Annotated in this window: 13 protein-coding genes; 7 read left to right on the forward strand and 6 right to left on the reverse strand. The window is 73.4% G+C overall.

The window, feature by feature from the left end:
• Positions 1–6 precede the first annotated feature (6 nt).
• A complete protein-coding gene (locus tag ACFU9E_RS08885) occupies positions 7–837 on the reverse strand; it encodes an ATP-binding protein (RefSeq protein WP_380714862.1) in 831 nt (276 codons plus the stop codon).
• A 147-nt stretch (positions 838–984) separates the two neighbouring features.
• On the opposite strand from ACFU9E_RS08885, the gene ACFU9E_RS08890 reads away from it, so the two are divergent.
• On the forward strand, positions 985–1,815 hold the full coding sequence (locus tag ACFU9E_RS08890; protein ID WP_380689817.1) for a Scr1 family TA system antitoxin-like transcriptional regulator: 831 nt from the start codon (positions 985–987) through the stop codon (positions 1,813–1,815).
• Complete coding sequence (locus ACFU9E_RS08895; protein ID WP_380714864.1) at positions 1,805–2,008, forward strand: DUF397 domain-containing protein; 204 nt, start codon at positions 1,805–1,807, stop codon at positions 2,006–2,008. The genes ACFU9E_RS08890 and ACFU9E_RS08895 overlap by 11 nt, the downstream gene beginning before the upstream one ends.
• Positions 2,009–2,075: 67 nt before the next feature.
• Here ACFU9E_RS08895 and hrpB read toward each other — a convergent pair whose 3' ends face one another.
• Both hrpB and ACFU9E_RS08905 read right to left on the reverse strand, forming a co-directional pair.
• A complete protein-coding gene (hrpB, locus tag ACFU9E_RS08900) occupies positions 2,076–4,586 on the reverse strand; it encodes an ATP-dependent helicase HrpB (RefSeq protein ID WP_380714866.1) in 2,511 nt (836 codons plus the stop codon).
• 3 nt (positions 4,587–4,589) lie between these two features.
• On the reverse strand, positions 4,590–5,444 hold the full coding sequence (locus ACFU9E_RS08905; protein WP_380682407.1) for a class I SAM-dependent methyltransferase: 855 nt from the start codon (positions 5,442–5,444) through the stop codon (positions 4,590–4,592).
• 417 nt (positions 5,445–5,861) lie between these two features.
• Between ACFU9E_RS08905 and rpsA the strand changes: the two genes are divergently transcribed.
• The 4 genes from rpsA to coaE all read left to right on the forward strand — a co-directional run bounded on the left by rpsA (position 5,862) and on the right by coaE (position 11,140).
• Positions 5,862–7,352, forward strand: a complete 1,491-nt coding sequence (rpsA, locus tag ACFU9E_RS08910) for a 30S ribosomal protein S1 (RefSeq protein ID WP_376083884.1) — start codon at positions 5,862–5,864, stop codon at positions 7,350–7,352.
• A 232-nt stretch (positions 7,353–7,584) separates the two neighbouring features.
• Positions 7,585–9,831 carry an MMPL family transporter gene (locus ACFU9E_RS08915; protein WP_380682408.1) on the forward strand — a complete coding sequence of 749 codons (2,247 nt, stop codon included), beginning with the start codon at positions 7,585–7,587 and terminating at the stop codon, positions 9,829–9,831.
• Between the two features lie 25 nt (positions 9,832–9,856).
• Positions 9,857–10,498, forward strand: a complete 642-nt coding sequence (locus tag ACFU9E_RS08920; RefSeq protein WP_380682409.1) for an MBL fold metallo-hydrolase — start codon at positions 9,857–9,859, stop codon at positions 10,496–10,498.
• Between the two features lie 48 nt (positions 10,499–10,546).
• Positions 10,547–11,140 (forward strand): dephospho-CoA kinase, encoded by a 594-nt coding sequence (gene coaE, locus ACFU9E_RS08925; RefSeq protein ID WP_380682410.1) that lies wholly within the window; start codon positions 10,547–10,549, stop codon positions 11,138–11,140.
• Here coaE and ACFU9E_RS08930 read toward each other — a convergent pair.
• Positions 11,137–11,856: a hypothetical protein gene (locus ACFU9E_RS08930; protein ID WP_380682411.1), complete on the reverse strand. Its 720-nt coding sequence runs from the start codon at positions 11,854–11,856 to the stop codon at positions 11,137–11,139. The genes coaE and ACFU9E_RS08930 overlap by 4 nt on opposite strands.
• Before the next feature lie 78 nt (positions 11,857–11,934).
• On the opposite strand from ACFU9E_RS08930, the gene ACFU9E_RS08935 reads away from it, so the two are divergent.
• Positions 11,935–12,876, forward strand: coding sequence for a LysR family transcriptional regulator (locus ACFU9E_RS08935; protein WP_380682412.1), 942 nt, complete (start codon positions 11,935–11,937; stop codon positions 12,874–12,876).
• On the opposite strand, the gene ACFU9E_RS08940 is transcribed toward ACFU9E_RS08935, so the two are convergent.
• Together ACFU9E_RS08940 and ACFU9E_RS08945 are read right to left on the reverse strand one after the other, a co-directional pair.
• The gene (locus tag ACFU9E_RS08940; protein WP_380682413.1) at positions 12,828–13,235 is read right to left on the reverse strand and encodes a hypothetical protein; all 408 of its coding nucleotides are present in this window, start codon (positions 13,233–13,235) and stop codon (positions 12,828–12,830) included. The genes ACFU9E_RS08935 and ACFU9E_RS08940 overlap by 49 nt on opposite strands.
• Positions 13,236–13,314: 79 nt before the next feature.
• Positions 13,315–14,934: an alpha/beta hydrolase gene (locus ACFU9E_RS08945; protein WP_380682414.1), complete on the reverse strand. Its 1,620-nt coding sequence runs from the start codon at positions 14,932–14,934 to the stop codon at positions 13,315–13,317.
• Positions 14,935–14,998: the final 64 nt, after the last annotated feature.

Here is a 14,998-nt window from a genome sequence, read left to right on the forward strand (position 1 = left end):
GGACGGTCACCGGAGCCCGGGGTGAGGCTCGCCCCGGGCTCCGGTGTTCTCAGGCACCGTGGATGCTGGTCCCGCCTGTGGATTCCGACCGCGTCCTGGCGGGTCAACTCTGACCGCCGGCCTGGCCTGGCCGAGGGCTGCGGAGCGGATCGGCCGCTCCGCAGCCCTCCAGCGTGCGGGAGGGGTTCGGCACGCCGGCGGGTCAGATGGGGAGGTCCCAGCCCGGGCCGTCCTCGCTGCCGAGCCAGACCCGCTGGACCGCCGCCGATACCCTGAGGCCGAAGGCGTCCTGCGAAATCCAGCGCCATGGTGGCCTCCTGGGTCCGGCCGCTCAGAGGGTAGTCGTCGCGGTACACACGGTCGCCGAGCGATGAAGGGCGGCCCATAGGCCCCAGGACGGTGCGCTGCGCAGGAAGTCGGCGGGGCCGACTTCCTGCGCGGGGCTTTCAGGGGGTGGTGTGAGTGGCGGCCCGCGCGGGGGCAGCAGCCCCAGCGCTCGGCGAGTTCGTCGACGAGGAGGAGCCCGCGTCCGTGCTCGTCGTCCGGGGTGGCGGCGTGGAGGGAGGGGCGGCCGCTGCTGGCGTCGTGGACTTCGAGACGCAGGCGGGAGTTGACGAAGGCGAAGCGGACCTCGATGAGGCGGTCGGCAGGGGCGTCGGAGTGCTGGACGGCGTTGGCGAACAGCTCTCCGAGGAGGAGTTCGGCGATGTCGGTGTAGCGGTCGCCGGTGGGTAGGGCGGCGAGATACGCGCGGAGGAGGTGCCGGGCGATGGGGGTGGAGGCGGTGCGGGAGTCGAGGCGGGCGGCGAACGTGCGGGGCCGGCGGGAAGCGGGCATGGCGGGGCACCTCGGTGGGGGTGGGATGGAGGGACGTCAGGGCGACGCTTCGGTGTGTAGCGATGCGATTACCCAGCGCGCTCACTGTGGCCTAGGATCGGCGATACCTTCAACCTTTCGGAGCGGAAGGGATAGTCGTCGGCGATCATGAATCGCAAGGAGCTTGACCCCGACTCCTCACCCACGGCCAAGTTCGGCGTGCTGCTTCGCCAGGCCAGGGAGGCGCGAGGCTGGACGCAGGATCAGTTGGGCGGGCTGGCCGAGTACTCGGCCGTTCACATCTCGGCAGTGGAAACCGGGCGCAAGCCTCCAACCAGTCGCTTTGCGAAACGAATTGATGATGCGTTCGAAATAGACCGGTTCGAGCGGGAGTGGCGTCAGTCCGAACAGCGATTTCTGTTCGAGGGTTTCGACCAGTACACGGTGAAAGAGCGGGACTCCGTGACCGTTCGGATCTTCGAGCTGGACATGGTTCCTGGCATGCTTCAGCACCCGGACTACAGTGCCGCCTACGAGATGGCGCCGGTCCGACGAGGTGAAGCCACGCAGGAGCAGGCGGAGGAGCGGCTGAAGGTCCTGGCGGAGCGCCAGCGGCTGCTCGACCGTCCTGTGACGGTCCATGCGGTCCTCGACGAATCGGCTCTGCGGCGCCAAATCGGCGGAACTGCCGTCATGGCCCGTCAGATGAAGCACCTGGAAGACCTGGCGGCACGGCCCCGTGTCATCCTTCAGGTCGCCCCGTGCACCCTTGGCGAGCTGCGCCCCTTCTCGCATTCGGTCACGTTGTTGACCCTGCCCACGCGCACGATGGTCGGGTACACCGAAACGCTCGGACGGGGCCTTCTGGAACGCGACTCCGAGGTCGTGGCCGGATGGGCCGGCCAGTACGATCGCCTTCAGGTCGACGCCCTCACGCGGCTGGACAGCGTGACCATGATCCGGGAGGCACGGAGGGATTATGAACGGCATGCACAGTGACCACCCGGCTGCCGCCGCGTGGCGAAAGAGCTCCTACAGCAACGGGCAGGGCGGATGTGTCGAGGTCGACGACTCCCACCCCGGAGCGGTGCGCGACTCCAAGGATCCCCATGGCCCGGTACTCGTGTTTCCCACGGAGGCGTGGCAGTCGTTCCTTGTGGCCGTTCGAGTCGGTGAGTTCGGCGAGGTCTGACGGAATCCACGAGTCGTCCAAGGCCCCGCTGCCCATGGTTTGGGGCGGCGGGGCCTCCTCTTGAGGTCTACTTCCGGGCGTTGGTGCGTTTGGTGGGTTCAGCCGTCGACGGGTCCTCGGGCCAGGGGTGGCGGGGGTAACGGCCCCTGAGGTCGGCGCGGACGGCGGGGTAGCCGTTGTGCCAGAAGGATGCCAAATCTCCGGTGATGGCGGCGGGGCGGCCGGCGGGGGAGAGGAGGTGGATGGTGAGGGGGACGCGGCCGCCGGCCAGGGCAGGGGCGGCCTTCCAGCCGAAGAGTTCCTGCAACTTGACGGCCAGCACCGGGCGGTCGGTGCTGTAGTCCACCCGGATCTTCGAGCCGGTGGGCACGGTGATGCGCTCGGGGGCCAACTCCTCCAGGCGGCCGGCCTGGCCGCTTGCCCAGGGGAGCAGGCGTTGCAGGGCGTCGGTCGTGTTGATCCGTGCGAGGTCGGATCGGCGGCGGGCGCGGGAGAGTTCGGGCTCCAGCCACTCCTCGGCGCGTTCGAGCAGCGCCGCGTCGCTGACGTCCGGCCAGGGGTCGCCGATCGCCGCGTGGAGGAAGGCGAGGCGCTCGCGCAGGTTGGACGGGAACGTCAGCAGCGCGCTGACGCCCTCGCGGGTGAGGCCTTCGAGGAGGGCGGTGCGGACGAGGGCCCGGTCGGGGTTGGTGAGGGGCTTCTCGGCGAGTTCCACGGCGCCGAGGGAGTCGACCCGGCGGGCGACGACCTCGCTGCGCCGGGTGTCCCAGTGGACTTCGGCGCGGGTGGACAACAGCGGTGCTCCGGCGAGGCGGGCGGTGTTCTCGTCGAGCGCCGCAGCGTGCAGGATCCGCGCGGAGGGGGAGCCGGCCGGGCGGTCGGCGACCGCGACGGCGAGCCAGGGCAGGGCGCCGAGCGCGGTTCCGGGGGCGAGTTCGGCCGCCGTGCCCGAGGCCATCAGGTAGGGGCTGCGCTCGCCGGGGGCGGGCCGCTCCACCCGGGCGCGGGCGATGCGTTCGGGGAAGGCGAGGGCGACGACCAGGCCGACGGCGGTGGCGTCGGGCAGTGCGGTGGCGGGTTCGTCGGAGGTGGCGCGTTGCAGGCGGCGGACTTCGTCGCGCCAGCGCCCGGCGTAGGGATCACGGGAGTCCTTCACACCGCGCCATACCGCGCCGAGGTCGTCGCCCAGCGCGCGCGGCGGTTCCTCGGAGAGCAGGGCGACGACCTCGGCCGCCCGGCGGGCGCCCACGGCGGGCGCGCCGTCGACGAGCGCCCGCCCCAGCCGGGGGTGCAGGCCGGTGCGGGCGAGGCGGGTGCCGCGCGGGGTCGCCCGGCCGTCCGGGGAGACCGCCCCGAGGGCGATCAGCGTCTCCCGGGCGGCGGCCATCGCGCCCGCCGGGGGCCGGTCGGGCAGGGCGAGTCCGGTGGCGTCCGGGTCGCCCCAGACGGCGGCCTGGAGGGCGAAGGACGTCAGGTCGGCGAGGGCGATCTCCGGGGTGGGGAAGCGGGTGGCGCGGGCGTCCTCGGCCTCGTGCCAGCAGCGGTAGACGGTGCCCGGGGCCTCGCGTCCGGCGCGGCCCGCGCGCTGGCGGGCGGCGGCGAGCGAGGCGCGGACGGTGACCAGGGCGGCGAGCCCCCGCGCGTGGTCGGTGCGCGGTTCGCGGGCGAGCCCGGCGTCGACCACGACGCGCACGCCGGGGACGGTGAGCGAGGACTCGGCGACGGCGGTGGCGAGCACCACGCGGCGGGAGGTGGACGGCGCGAGGGCGGCGTCCTGGACGGTCTGCGGGGCGCGCCCGTGCAATTGCAGGACCTCGGCGGGCACGCCGCCGAGCTGCCCGGCGACGCGGGCGATCTCGCCGACGCCGGGCAGGAAGCAGAGCACGTCCCCGTCCCGCTCGGCGAGCGCCCGCCGCACCACCGCGGCGACGTGGTCGAGCAGCGCGAAGTCCACCCGGGTGCCGTGCGCGGGCCGCACGGCCCGGGCGGGCGGCGCCCAGACCACCTCGACCGGGTGCGAGACGCCGTGCGCCTCGACGACCGGAGCGCCGCCGAGGAGTTCGGCCCAGGCCGCGGTGTCCGAGGTGGCCGAGGCGCAGACGATCCGCAGCTCGGGCCGCAGGGCGGCGCGCACGTCGAGCAGGAAGGCGAGCGCGGTGTCGGCGTCCAGGTGCCGCTCGTGGCACTCGTCGAGGATCACCACGTCGACGCCGGGCAGCTCCTGGTCGCGCTGGAGGCGCTGGAGCAGCACGCCGGTGGTGACCACCTCGACCACGGTCCGGGGCCCTGCCTTCCGTTCGCCGCGCACGGTGAGGCCGACCTCCTCGCCGACGGCCGAGCCGAGCAGCCAGGACATCCGCCGGGCGGCGGCCCGCACGGCGAGCCGGCGGGGCTCGGCGACCAGGACGCGCCGCACGGGGGCGCCGTCGTCGAGCAGCCCGGCCAGGGCGAGCGGCACCAGGGTGGTCTTGCCGGTGCCGGGTGGGGCGGCGAGCACGGCGGTGCCGCGGGCGTCGAGGGCCCGGTGCAGGGCGGGCAGGGCGGTGCGGACGGGCAGCTCGCGCCAGGACGGGTGCACGCCTCAGTCCCGTTCGGTGACGAAGATCGCGGTGCCGGGGATGAGCCGTCCGCGCAGCGGGGACCAGCCGCCCCAGTCCTGTTCGTGGCCCTCGGGCCATTCCGGCTCGACGAGGTCGACCAGCCGGAAGCCGGCGGCGACGAGTTCGCGGACCCGGTCGCCGAGGGTGCGGTGGTGCTCGACGTAGGTGGCCCGGCCCTGCTCGTCCTGTTCGACGTAGGGGGTGCGGTCGAAGTAGGAGGAGACGGCGGTGAGCCCCTCGACGCCGGGCTCGTCGGGGAAGGCCCAGCGGATCGGGTGGGTGACCGAGAAGACCCAGCGCCCGCCGGGCCGCAGCACCCGGTGGACCTCGCGCATCAGCGCGGCGGTGTCGGCGCTGAACGGGACGGCGCCGTAGGCGGAGCAGGCGAGGTCGAAGGAGGCGTCGGCGAACGGCAGCACGGCGGCGTCGGCCTGGACGACCGCGACGGGGGCGGCGCCGCGGGCGAGGTCGATCCGCAGCGAGTGCTGGAGCTGGCGGTGCGAGATGTCCAGGGCGACCGGGTGGGCGCCCCGGCCGGCCAGCCAGCGCGAGCACTGGGCGGCGCCGGCGCCGATCTCCAGGACGGTGCGGCCGGCGACCTCGCCGAGCAGCCGGGCGTCCGCCTCGTCGAGGCCCTCGGGGCACCAGGTGAACCGGTCGTCGCCGAGGAACTCGCCGTGTTCGTCCTGGTATTCGTCGGCGTTGCGGTCCCACCAGTGGCGGCTGGCGCGGCTGCTCTCGCCGGTGCCGGCGGAGCGCCTTACCGCGTCGTCGCCGTCCTCGTCAAGATCAATGGGGTCGGGGAGGGGGGTGCCGGTCACGGTAGCAAGGCCCATCGCGTAGGGTGTCGTCTGCGGAAGCGCCGCTGCCGCGAACCGGGCCGAGAGGTCCGGTGTCCCGGCGGTGGCATCCGGGGAAGGTCCTCCCTGCGGCCGCCACCCGTTGAGGTGCGCAATCGGAGGATATGGCCTGTTCCATACCGGGCTCCACCGTCTTGCCGTTCTTGGCGTTGACCGTGCCTGGCCGTCCCCGTATGCTACAAGTTGCGCTGCGGGCCTGCGCGCCTCGGACGGAGCAGGTCGCGCTCGCATCTGTCGAAGACCCCACGGTCGCAAGACGGACGCCGATCTCCCGTTGTCTCGGGAATCCCGGTGCTCCGTGTTCTTGGCTGTCCGGCTTTCGGTGGGAGCGATACGGGCCCTCCGCGTGGCATTACCTACGACTTTCATGTCCGTACCGGAGCCCTTTTCCTAATGACGAGCCCCACCGACTCCTCCCTCAGCACCACCCCGCAGGTCGCGCTCAACGACATCGGCGACGCCGAGGCGTTCCTGGCCGCGATTGACGAGACCATCAAGTACTTCAACGATGGCGACATCGTCGAGGGCGTCATCGTGAAGGTCGACCGTGACGAGGTCCTCCTCGACATCGGTTACAAGACCGAGGGCGTCATCCCGTCCCGCGAGCTGTCGATCAAGCACGACGTCGACCCGCACGAGGTCGTCGCCGTCGGCGACAACATCGAGGCCCTGGTTCTCCAGAAGGAGGACAAGGAGGGTCGTCTCATCCTGTCCAAGAAGCGCGCTCAGTACGAGCGTGCCTGGGGCACGATCGAGAAGATCAAGGAAGAGGACGGCATCGTCACCGGTACCGTCATCGAGGTCGTCAAGGGTGGTCTCATCCTCGACATCGGCCTCCGTGGCTTCCTGCCGGCCTCGCTCGTCGAGATGCGCCGCGTCCGCGACCTCCAGCCCTACGTGGGCAAGGAGCTCGAGGCCAAGATCATCGAGCTGGACAAGAACCGCAACAACGTGGTCCTGTCCCGCCGTGCCTGGCTGGAGCAGACCCAGAGCGAGGTCCGCCAGACCTTCCTCACCACCCTGCAGAAGGGCCAGGTGCGCTCCGGCGTCGTCTCCTCGATCGTCAACTTCGGTGCCTTCGTGGACCTGGGTGGCGTCGACGGCCTGGTTCACGTCTCCGAGCTGTCCTGGAAGCACATCGACCACCCGTCCGAGGTTGTCGAGGTCGGCCAGGAGGTCACCGTCGAGGTTCTCGACGTCGACATGGACCGCGAGCGTGTCTCCCTGTCGCTGAAGGCGACCCAGGAGGACCCGTGGCAGCAGTTCGCCCGTACCCACCAGATCGGCCAGGTCGTTCCGGGTAAGGTCACCAAGCTGGTCCCGTTCGGTGCGTTCGTCCGCGTGGACGAGGGCATCGAGGGTCTGGTCCACATCTCCGAGCTGGCCGAGCGCCACGTCGAGATCCCGGAGCAGGTCGTCCAGGTCGGCGACGAGATCTTCGTCAAGGTCATCGACATCGACCTCGAGCGTCGTCGCATCAGCCTCTCGCTGAAGCAGGCCAACGAGGCGCTGGGTGCCAACCCGGCCGAGGTCGAGTTCGACCCGACCCTGTACGGCATGGCCGCGTCCTACGACGACCAGGGCAACTACATCTACCCGGAGGGCTTCGACCCCGAGGCCAACGACTGGCTGGCGGGCTACGAGAAGCAGCGTGAGGAGTGGGAGCGGCAGTACGCCGAGGCCCAGTCCCGCTTCGAGCAGCACCAGGCCCAGGTCATCAAGAGCCGCGAGGCCGACGCGGAGGCCGCTGCCGAGGGTGGCGACGCCGTCGCCGCCGCCGCCGGTGGCTCCTACTCGTCCAGCAGCGACGAGGGCTCCGGCGCCCTGGCCTCGGACGAGGCCCTGGCCGCCCTGCGCGAGAAGCTGGCCGGCGGCCAGAGCTGAAGCTCTGCCCCGCTGGTGCGTGACTAGCGCATAGCGTCACCGATGAACCCCGCTCGGTTTCCGAGCGGGGTTCATTGTTTTTCGACCTTCATTATTCATTCCTTATGTGGGGGATTTTTGTGATGAGGGGCTCATTCAATGCCTATGGGTGATTCGGGAATTCGGGCCTACCTTGGGAGGAGTTGCCCGATGGGTCGCTCACCCGGCCCCGCACGCTAGGCACCCTCCGCACATGAGCCTTCGCTCCGCCGTGTCCTCCGATGCCTCCCCCCGCCCGTCCGTCGATCCGCAGGTCGGCGGACGCCTCGCCGCCCTCGGCCGGTTCTGCTTCCGGCAGCGTCGCTGGGTGCTCGGTTTCTGGGCGGTCGTGCTGGTGATAGGCGTACTGATCGGCGGACGGGTCTTCGCGGGCTCGGTGGCCGGCGCATCCTCCTCCGCCTCCGAGGCGGACCGCGGCAGCGCCGTCGTCACCGCCGCCGACCCGGCCAAGGGCACCGTCACCGCGGTGGTGGACGGCCGGCCGGTGGACGACACCACCGTCCGGGACGCCGTCACCCGGGCCACCGCCGAGATCGCCGCCCTGCCCGGGGTCTCCTCGGCGACCGACGCCTACGGCCCCGGCCCGGGCGCGGCGGCGCTGCGCTCGGCCGACGGCAACGCGAGCCTGGTCTCGGTGCGGATGGCCGACACCAGTACCTCCGCCGAGACCACCGCCGTCACCCAGCGACTTTCCGCCATTCAGGGCGAGGTCGGGGCGGACGGCGCGAAGGTGACCGTCGGCGGGGACCTGGTGCTCCAGGACGAGGTCAAGAAGCAGACCGAGAAGGATACCCGCTTCGGCGAGATCGTCACCCTGCCGCTGACCCTGGTCGTGATGGTCCTGGTCTTCGGCGGCCTGGCCGCCGCGAGCCTTCCGGTGATCGGCGCCGTCGCCTCGGTCGGCGGAGCGCTGCTGGCCATGTTCGGCTTCAGCCGGATCATGGACATCGACACCAGCGTGCTGCCGATCGCCACCGTGCTGGGCCTCGGCCTGTCGATCGACTACGCGCTGCTCATGGTGAACCGCTTCCGCGAGGAGCGCGGCCACGGCGCCCCGATCGCCGCCGCCGTCGAGCGGACCGCCGCCACGGCCGGTCGCACCGTCGCCTTTTCCGGCCTGACCGTGGCCGTCGCCCTCTCCGGCCTGTTCGTCTTCACCAGCCCGGTGCTCGCCGCCGTCTCCGCGGCGGGCGTGAGCGTCGTGGTGATCGCGGTCGCCGCCGCGCTCACCCTCGTCCCGGCGCTGCTCGGCTTCGCCGGGAGCCGGATCAAGACGCCCAGCGCGCCCGTCCCCGACGAGGGCTTCTTCAGCCGCACGGTGCGCCGGGTCGGCAAGCGGGCGGTGCCGGTGGTGCTCGCCTGCACCGCGCTGCTGATGGCCGCCGGGGCGCCGTTCCTGCACGCCGACATGCGCAACTCCGGTGCCGCCGTGCTGCCCGCCTCCTCGGCCGGGCGGCAGGTCGCCGAGACGATCGACCAGCGCTTCCCGCAGGCCTCGGCCGCTCCGATCACCGTGGTGGTGGACAGCGGCGCGGCCGTCGCCCAGGCCTACGCGGACGACGTGGTGGCCAAGCTGCCGGGTGTCAGCGGCGTGCGCGCCGTCACCCCGGTGAGCGACACCGTCTCCACCATCGACGTGCTGGTGCACGGCGATCCGCAGGGCGGGCAGGCCAAGCAGGTGGTCAAGGAACTGCGCGCGGACCGCGGCGGGCTCACCACCCAGGTGACCGGCGGGGCGGCCTCGGTGGTCGACTTCCAGGACGAACTGCGCAGCCGGGGGCCGATCGCGCTCGGCCTGGTGGCCCTCGGCACGCTGATCCTGCTCTTCCTGATGACCGGCTCGGTGGTGATGCCGGTCAAGGCCCTGCTGATGAACCTGCTCTCGCTGGGCGCCTCGCTCGGCGCGCTCACCCTGGTCTTCCAGGACGGTTGGTTCAGCGGACTGCTCGGCTTCAGCCCGACCGGCGGACTGGAGACCTTCATCCCGGTGCTGGTGTTCGCCTTCGCCTTCGGGCTGTCGATGGACTACGAGGTCTTCCTGCTCTCCCGGATCAAGGAACTGCGGGACAAGGGGCACAGCTGTTCCCGGTCGGTGGAGCTGGGCGTCCAGCGCAGCGGTCGGATCATCACCTCGGCGGCGCTGCTGATGGTGATCGTCTTCGCCGGCTTCGCGCTCGGCGACATGCTGATGGTCAAGCAGATGGGCATCGCGCTGGCGGTCGCCGTGGCGGTCGACGCCACGCTGGTGCGCTGCCTGCTGGTGCCCGCCGCGATGAAGCTGTTCGGCGAGTTCAACTGGTGGGCGCCGGCCCCGCTGCGCCGGCTGCACAACCGGTTCGGACTGAGCGAGCACGTCGAGCTGCCGGAGATCGGGCCGGCGGCGCTGCCGGTCCAGCGGCCCGCCGCCGCTCCGAAGGAACTCGTCGGCACCGCTCCGTAACGGTTGCGGAGTACCGTGCTGAGGCATGCGGATCACCAAGTTCGGACATGCCTGCGTACGCCTGGAGCACGAGGGGACGACCGTCGTCGTCGACCCCGGGATGTTCACCGATCCCGCGGCCCTGGTGGGCGCGGACGCCGTACTGATCACCCACGAGCACGCCGACCACTTCGAGGAGGCCCGGCTGCGGGCCGCGCTGGAGGCGGACCCGGCGCTGCGGGTGTGGACCAACCCGGACGTCGCCCGGCAGCTGGAGGGGGTGGGCCGGCGGGTGACGGCGGTCGGCGAGGACGACGCCTTCGACCTCGGCGGGATCGGCGTCTCGGTGCACGGCGAGTGGCACGCGGTGATCCACCCGGACATCCCGCGGGTGCGCAACGTCGGCTTCCTCCTCGACGGCCGGCTGTTCCACCCGGGCGACGCGCTGACCTTGCCGCCGCAGCCGGTGGACACCCTGCTGCTGCCGATCGCCGCGCCGTGGACCAAGGTCGGCGAGCTGATCGACTACGTGCGCGAGGCCGGGCCGCGGCAGGCCGTCCCGGTGCACGACGCGGTGCTCAGCCCGGCCGGCGTCGCCGTGCACACCCGGCTGGTCGGCCCCGGCGGCCCGGGCACCGGCGCGGAGCTGCACACCCTGGGCGAGGGCGAGAGCCTCGACCTGGGGTGACTCGACCTGGGGTGACCGCGCGGTGAGGTCCGCCGGTAGCCTGGCGCCATGCTGAAGATCGGACTGACGGGCGGCATCGGCGCGGGCAAGAGCGAGGTGTCGCGGCTGCTCGCCGCCCACGGCGCGGTGATCGTGGACTCCGACGTGATCGCCCGCGAGGTGGTCGCCCCCGGTACGGCGGGCCTCGACGCCGTGGTCGCCGAGTTCGGCGCGGACGTGCTCGCGGCGGACGGCTCGCTGGACCGGCCGGCGCTCGGCGCGATCGTCTTCGCCGACCCGGCGCGGCTGCGGGCGCTGAACGCGATCGTCCACCCGCTGGTCCGGGCGCGCTCCGCCGAGCTGGAGGCGGCGGCCGCGCCGGACGCGGTGGTGGTGCACGACGTCCCGCTGCTCGCCGAGAACGGGCTCGGGCCGCTGTACGACGAGGTGATCGTGGTCGACGCGGCGGACGAGGTGCGGGTCGAGCGGCTGGTCCGGCTGCGCGGGATGACCGAGCAGGAGGCCCGGGCCCGGATGGCGGCCCAGGCGAGCCGGGCCGACCGGCTGGCCGTCGCCGACCTGGTGATCGACAACAGCGGCCCGCTGGAGGAGCTGGCGCCCAGGGTCGCCGAGGTGTGGGAGCGGCTCACCGCCCGTGGCTAGGCCACTGCCATGCGGTCGGCCGCGGCGGCGGCGAAGGCGCGGATCATCGGGTGGGCCCGGGTGCCGTCGCCGGCCAGCTCCGGCTGGAACAGCGAGGCCAGGAAGAAGGGGTGCGTCTCGGCCGGCAGCTCCAGGATCCGCAGCTGCCCGGAGTCGTCCGCGCCGCTGAACCGCAGGCCGCCCGCGCGCAGCCGCTCCAGGTAGGCGTCGTTCAGCCCGTACCCGCAGTGGTACCGCTCCACCGTGCGCGGCGCGCCGAGCACGCGCTCGGCCAGCGAGCCGGGGGTCAGCCGCACGGCGCCCTCGTGCCCCACCAGGGAGCAGCTGAGCGGCACGATCACCAGGTCCGCCTCACCGGGACGGCTCTCGCCGTGGGCGGCGCCGCCGATCCCGCAGACGTGGCGGGCGTACTCCAGCACCGCGTGCTGGAAGCCGGCGCAGGTGCCGAGGAAGGGGATGCGCCGCTCGCGGGCGGTGCGGACGGCGGCCACCGCGCCGTCCTCGCTGCGGTACGGGCTGCCGGGCAGCAGCCAGACGGCGTCGAAGCCGTCCAGCGCGCCGGGGGCGGCGGCGTCCTCGGTGGGGATCCAGTAGGCGTCCAGGACGAGCTGGTCGCGGTCGGCGAGCGCGTCGAGCAGGGCGGGGACGCGGGTGTGCGAGCGGACGGCGGTCGAGCGGTCGCCGACCAGGGCGAGGCGGGGGATCGGGTGGGTCATGGGGCTATCCTGACCGGCGGCGCGACATCAGCGCCAACGATGATTGCTTACCCCTCGATCAGTGGACGTGATGAGCGCGTGGAGCCGCAGCAGCTGCGCACCTTTGTCGCCGTGGTCCGGCTGGGCTCGTTCTCCGAGGCCGCCCGCGAACTCGGCTACACCCAGTCGGCGGTCTCCCAGCAGATCGCCGCGCTGGAGGCGGACCTCGGCACGGCGGTGCTGCACCGCCGTCCGGTCGGCCCCACCGAGGCGGGAGCGCGGCTGCTGGAGCACGCTGCGGCCCTGCTGCTGAGGATCGACGCGGCGCGCGCCGACATCGCGCGCCTGGCGGGTGCCGCGAGCGCCTGTCTCACCGTCGGGGCCACACCGCTGGCGCTCGGGGCGGAGGTGGGGCGCGCGCTCGCCGAGGTGCGTCGCGTCCATCCGACGGTGGACCTGACGGTCCGGGTGCTCGCCCAGGACGCGCTGCCCGCCGAGGTCGCGACCGGCGCCGTCGACCTCGCGCTCGTCGACGGCCCGGCCGCCCCGTCCGATCCGCTTCCGCTGCCCGACGTGGGCCCGCTCGCCACCGTCGCGGTCGCCGAGCAGCCGCTCGCCGTCGCCCTGCCGGCCGGCCACCCGCTGGCCGGGCGCTCCGGGCTCGCGCTCGCCGACCTGTCCGCCGCCCGCTGGCTGCACGCCCCCGCCCTCGCCCCGACCGGCGCCCGGCTGCGCGCCGCCACCGCCGTCGACGGCTACCGGCCGTCCCTGCGCTACCTGGGTACCGATGTGCGCGGGCTGCTCGCCCTGGTCGCGGCCGGACACGGGCCGGCCCTGCTGCCCGCCGCGGTGGCGGCCGGCGCGCCGGGGGTGGTGGCCGTCCCGGTCCGGGCGCCCCGCCTGGTGCACCGCACCGAACTCGTCCACGGCGCCCTGCCGGAGGGGCCCGCCGCACTGCTGGCCCGGCTGCTGACGGGGGAGCCGGACGGGACTCAGCCGACGATGCGGGCGCCGGGGCAGCAGGGGGCGTCGACCCGGTAGCAGACGTAGCGCAGACAGCCCAGACATATCGATATGTTCTCCAGCCGCCAACTCTGACCGTGACACGTGCAGTCGGCCCGCTCGCGCAGCAGCGTGTCCCAGCCGTCCGCACCCCCGTTGGCGGCGAAGGCCGCGGCGACGTACGCGGTGGTGGCGGGGGCTTCGTCGGCGGTGCCGCGCCGGGTGGCGTCGAGGTGCCAGCAGTACAGGGCGAGCAGCGCCCGGCCGTCGACCAGGCGGTAGCCGGCCCGGCCGTCGTCCTCCCAGTCCCGGACCAGCCGCGCGACCCGTTCGGGGAACGGGCGCGCGGGGTCGAGCAGGCGGCGGTTGCCCTGCAGCCGTGGCGGGTTGGCGGTCATGTGGTCCCCTTTCCGGGGCCCACGGTAGGGCGTCAGGTCGCGAAGTCCCCGACCGGGGTGGGAGGTTGGTGACGGCTTGTTACCCGCACGTGGTGCCGTCGGGCGGCACCACGCCGTCCAGCAGGTACTGGTCGACGGCCTGCTTGAGGCAGGGGTTGCCGGTGTCGTAGCCGCCGTGGCCCTGCCCGCGCAGGGTGACGGTCACCCCGACGCCCGGGCCGAGCCGCTGCGCCATCGCACGGGCCCCCTCGTAGGGGGTGGCCGGGTCGCCGGTGTTGCCGATGACCACGATCGGCGCCGCGCCGGGGGCGTCGACCTCGGGGTGGTCGGTGCGTCCGGGCACCGGCCAGTGCGAGCAGGCGGTCAGGCCCCAGGCGGCGAAGTCGCCGAAGACCGGGGAGGCCTGACGGAACGCCGGGAGCTGTTCGCGCACCTCGGCCTCGGTGTAGCGCTGCCGGTCGTCGACGCAGCTGACGGCGCGGTTGGCGGCGAGCAGGTTGCTGTAGTGGCCCTGGGCGTCGCGGCCCGTGTAGGCGTCGGCGAGGGCGAGCAGGGTGGTGCCGGAGCCGCCCTGCATCGCCTCCTGGAGGCCGACGGCGAGGGCGTTCCAGCTCGCCTCGCTGTAGAGCGCGGCCGCGATGCCGGTGACGGCGAGGTCCTGGGTGAGTCTGCGGCCGCCGTCGGCCGGCAGCGGGGCGGCGTCCAGGCCCTGCAGGAGGGTGGTGATCCGCCGGGTGCCCTCGGCGCCGCCCGGGCCGGTCGGGCAGGCCTCGCCCGCCTGGTCGGCACAGGCCGCCATGAAGTTCTCCAGGGCGAGCTGGAAGCCCTTGGCCTGGCCGAGCGAGCCCTGCAGCGGGTCCTGGTCCGGGTCGACGACGGCGTCCATCACCAGGCGGCCGACGTTGTGCGGGTACAGATGGGCGTAGACGCCGCCGAGTTCGGTGCCGTAGGAGAAGCCGAAGTAGTGCAGCCGGTCATCCCCGAGCACCTGGCGCAGCAGGTCGAGGTCGCGGGCGGCCGAGACGGTGTCGACGTAGGGCAGGACGGCGCCGGAGTTCTGTTGGCAGGCGGCGGCGTACGCGGTGTTGGCCTCGTCGAGCGCCCGCGCCTCGGCGGTGTCGTCCGGTGAGCCGTCGACGGCGGCCGAGGCGTCCGTGGCGGCGTCGTCCAGGCAGTGCACGCCGGCGCTGTCGCCGATCCCGCGGGGGTCGAAACCGACCAGGTCGTAGCGGGTGTTGAGGTCGGCGTAGTCCTTGGCGAGGGCGGGCAGGGTGGCGACGCCGGAGGCGCCGGGGCCGCCGAAGTTGAAGATCAGCGAGCCGATCCTCGGCCCGCCGGTCGACCGCGCCCGGATCAGCGCGAGGTCGAGGGTGCGCCCGTCCGGCCGGGCGTGGTCCAGCGGGGCCTTCAGGGTGGCGCACTCCCACGGCGCGCCCGGGGCCCGGCCGCCGCCCTGGGCGGCCGACGGGGCCGGGCAGGTGTGCCAGGCGAGCTGCTGGCCGGTGAGCGCGGCGGGCAGCTCCGGGGTGGCCGCGGTGGCGGTGGGGGAGGCGGTGGCGGGGGAGGCGGCGGTGCTCGCGGGGGTCGACGGCTCGACCTTGGCGGAGCTCGCCGGGGCACCGCCGTGGCACGCGGTGAGGCCGCCGGCCAGCGCCACGGCCAGGCCCAGGGCTCCGGCGCCGCGTACGACAGGGTGCATGGGGGTTCCGATCCGAGGCCGCCGGGGGAGCTTCCGTGCCGGAAGCCTAGGTCGGGGGCGGGTC

It is taken from the genome of Kitasatospora sp. NPDC057595 (assembly GCF_042800875.1).
Classification (GTDB): Bacteria; Actinomycetota; Actinomycetes; order Streptomycetales; family Streptomycetaceae; genus Kitasatospora.

Bases quoted from the DNA above. Each gene is read 5' to 3' on its own strand.
- ACFU9E_RS08885 (WP_380714862.1), bottom strand. From the start codon at position 837: ATGCCCGCTTCCCGCCGGCCCCGCACGTTCGCCGCCCGCCTCGACTCC.
- ACFU9E_RS08890 (WP_380689817.1), top strand. From the start codon at position 985: ATGAATCGCAAGGAGCTTGACCCCGACTCCTCACCCACGGCCAAGTTC.
- ACFU9E_RS08895 (WP_380714864.1), top strand. From the start codon at position 1,805: ATGCACAGTGACCACCCGGCTGCCGCCGCGTGGCGAAAGAGCTCCTAC.
- ACFU9E_RS08905 (WP_380682407.1), bottom strand. From the start codon at position 5,444: ATGGGCCTTGCTACCGTGACCGGCACCCCCCTCCCCGACCCCATTGAT.
- rpsA (WP_376083884.1), top strand. From the start codon at position 5,862: ATGACGAGCCCCACCGACTCCTCCCTCAGCACCACCCCGCAGGTCGCG.
- ACFU9E_RS08915 (WP_380682408.1), top strand. From the start codon at position 7,585: ATGAGCCTTCGCTCCGCCGTGTCCTCCGATGCCTCCCCCCGCCCGTCC.
- ACFU9E_RS08920 (WP_380682409.1), top strand. From the start codon at position 9,857: ATGCGGATCACCAAGTTCGGACATGCCTGCGTACGCCTGGAGCACGAG.
- coaE (WP_380682410.1), top strand. From the start codon at position 10,547: ATGCTGAAGATCGGACTGACGGGCGGCATCGGCGCGGGCAAGAGCGAG.
- ACFU9E_RS08930 (WP_380682411.1), bottom strand. From the start codon at position 11,856: ATGACCCACCCGATCCCCCGCCTCGCCCTGGTCGGCGACCGCTCGACC.
- ACFU9E_RS08940 (WP_380682413.1), bottom strand. From the start codon at position 13,235: ATGACCGCCAACCCGCCACGGCTGCAGGGCAACCGCCGCCTGCTCGAC.
- ACFU9E_RS08945 (WP_380682414.1), bottom strand. From the start codon at position 14,934: ATGCACCCTGTCGTACGCGGCGCCGGAGCCCTGGGCCTGGCCGTGGCG.